Annotated in this window: 3 protein-coding genes; all 3 read left to right on the forward strand. The window is 63.4% G+C overall.

Features of this window, described 5'->3' with window-relative positions:
• Positions 1-105: 105 nt before the first annotated feature.
• The 3 genes from tnpA to tnpC all read left to right on the forward strand — a co-directional run bounded on the left by tnpA (position 106) and on the right by tnpC (position 2,509).
• Positions 106-513 carry an IS66-like element accessory protein TnpA gene (gene tnpA, locus QTI24_RS31420; protein WP_286605855.1) on the forward strand — a complete coding sequence of 136 codons (408 nt, stop codon included), beginning with the start codon at positions 106-108 and terminating at the stop codon, positions 511-513.
• Positions 489-839, forward strand: coding sequence for an IS66 family insertion sequence element accessory protein TnpB (gene tnpB, locus QTI24_RS31425; RefSeq protein ID WP_028250660.1), 351 nt, complete (start codon positions 489-491; stop codon positions 837-839). Before tnpA ends, tnpB begins: the two co-directional genes overlap by 25 nt.
• A gap of 104 nt (positions 840-943) precedes the next feature.
• Complete coding sequence (gene tnpC / locus QTI24_RS31430; protein ID WP_286605857.1) at positions 944-2,509, forward strand: IS66 family transposase; 1,566 nt, start codon at positions 944-946, stop codon at positions 2,507-2,509.
• The last annotated feature ends 58 nt before the right edge of the window (positions 2,510-2,567 follow it).

Genomic DNA, 2,567 nt, shown 5'->3' on the forward strand with positions numbered 1-2,567 from the left:
GTAAGCGCGCAATAAACCACGCCCTTCCTTCGAGCGCGACGAAGTGTGAGGCTACGTACCCATGTACAAGAACGTGGGCACGTAATGTCAGAGTTGATTTCGGATTTGGCCAAGCGCCTGGTTGTCGGGCACAAGCGCGATGGTCGCAGCATCTACGACGAGCAGGCCAAGCGCGAGTTGGTCTTGGCATGTCGTGAGCCCGGGGTATCGATAGCGAAGCTGGCACGCGACTGCGGCGTCAACGCGAACCAGCTGAACAGCTGGCTGCGCTTGTATGAGCGACAACTGGCCAAGACCACGGCGCCGAGCGCGGACGTTGTCGAAGCGAAGACGCCGGCATTCGTGGCGCTCGAAGTCGCAGCGGCGTGCCAGGAAGAGACGTCATCCATGGATGTGCAGGCACGCCTTCCCAACGGAGTTGTGGTCGACTTGCGTGGTTGCGACATGCAGCAGGCGTTGGCGATGATCGAGGCGCTCGGGAGACTGCGGTGTTCCGCTTCGACGAAGGGTTGAAGGTCTACCTGCATCGCGAGGCCATTGACTTCCGGGTCGGCCTCAACGGTCTGGCGATCCTGGTCGAGCAGGCCCTCGGGTTGGATCCGTTTGCCGAGGCGCTGTACGTCTTCAGGAACCGGCGACGTGATCGTGTGAAGATTCTGGGCTGGCAGCGAAACGGCTTTTGGATGTTGATGAAGCGTCTCGAGCAGGACAGGTTCATCTGGCCCGATGTCGCCACCGTGCCGACGTTGACGGTGGAGCAACTGCACTGGCTGCTCGATGGCATTGATCTCGCGGTGGTCCAGAAGCACCCCCGTCGCTTCTACGAGCGAGTGGCTTGAACGCTCACCGGCAGCTTGCAAAAATAGTTGCCGAATCTTCCTCGACAATGCGATGTTCGAGGAACGCCTGCACGTCATGTTGATCGAAGCAGGCAATGGTTCAGATGCCCACCGCCGAAGAATTCGCAGCCCTGCAGCAAGCCCTGGCCGAGGCCACTCGGCGCAGCGAATCTCTCGTCGGCGAACTGCGCGTGGTGACCACCGAGCGGGACCTGGCGCTGGAGCGCTTGCGAGCGTTGCAGCGTCAGTTGTTCGCCGCCAAGAGCGAGGCCCGCGGCACCGACCAGAAGGACCTGTTCCTCAACGAGGCCGAGGCGCTCGCACCTACCGCGCAAACACTGCCGGCCGAAATCGATGATGAGGACTCGACGCCGGTCGCTGGCCACCAGCGTAAGAAGCGCGGCCGCAAGCCGCTGGATCCTGCATTGCCGCGTGACATCGTGCGTCACGAGCTGCCAGAGTCCGAGCGTGTCTGCGCCCACGACGGCTACGCGTTGGTGGAGATCGGCGCCGAGGTCAGCGAGCAGATGCACGTCATCCCCGAGCAGGTGCGTGTGCTGCAGCACCACCGCATCAAGTACGCGTGCCCCTGCTGCGACCTGAGCCTGAAGGTCGCGCCGACACCGGCACGCATCATCCCGCGAGGCCTCCTCACTGAAGAGGCGCAGGCCTGGGTCATCACAGGCAAGTACCAGTTCGGCATGCCGCTGTATCGCACGGCCGTTCTGCTGCGCCGCTTCGGCGGCGACATCGTGAGCAACACGCTGGCCGCGGGCGTGGTGCGCATCGGCCTGGCCGTGCAGCCCATCATCAACCTGCTGCGTGATCACCTGTTGGACTCCGACCTGATCTACGGGGACGAGACGACCGTCCAAGTGCTCAAGGAGCCCGGGCGCCAGGCGCAGACCAAGAGCTACATGTGGGCGCAGATGAACGGCAGCGGACCGCCAGTTCGACTGTTCGCCTATGCGCCGGGTCGCGGTACCGTGCACGCGCAGAAGCTCTATGCCGGCATCCGGCGCGGCGCCACGCTCGTGACCGACGGGTATCAGGTCTACGACGGTATCGCCGCGGACCATGGCCTGACGCACCTTGGATGCTGGGTGCACGCGCGCCGACCGCTGATCAAGGCCGAGGAGTCGACACCGAAGGCAGCCCGGTCGCCGGATCAGCTGGCCACACGAATCATCAAACTCATCGGCAAGCTGTATCGCGCGGAGGCGCTGGCCAAGGACTGGACGTCAGAGCGCCGTCACCGGCTGCGCCAGCGCTACAGCGCCGCAGTGGTCAAGCAGATCGAACAGTTGCTGCTCGCGCATCTGCACGCCGTTGCGCCAACGAGCCTGCTGGGCGAGGCGCTGCACTACCTTCACGGCCAGTGGCCCAAGCTCATCCGCTTCCTGGACAACGGCACCTGGCCGCTGGACTCCAACCCGGTGGAAAACGCCATCAGGCCATTTGTAGTTGGTCGCCGCTCATGGCTATTTGCCGACACCGTTGGCGGTGCGAACGCCAGCGCGAATCTCTACTCGCTCATCGAGACGGCAAAGGCCAACAACGTCGAGCCGTATCGCTACCTCGTCGCCCTGTTCAAGAAGCTGCCGCTGGCGCAAACAGTCGACGACTACGAGGCGCTACTGCCCTGGAACATCGCGCTGCCAACCTCGTAGCTCAACCCCTGCACTTGATCTGCGTCGATGAACAGGACGCGGTTTATTGACCGCATAC

It is taken from the genome of Variovorax sp. J22P240 (genome assembly GCF_030316855.1).
Classification (GTDB): Bacteria; Pseudomonadota; Gammaproteobacteria; order Burkholderiales; family Burkholderiaceae_C; genus Variovorax.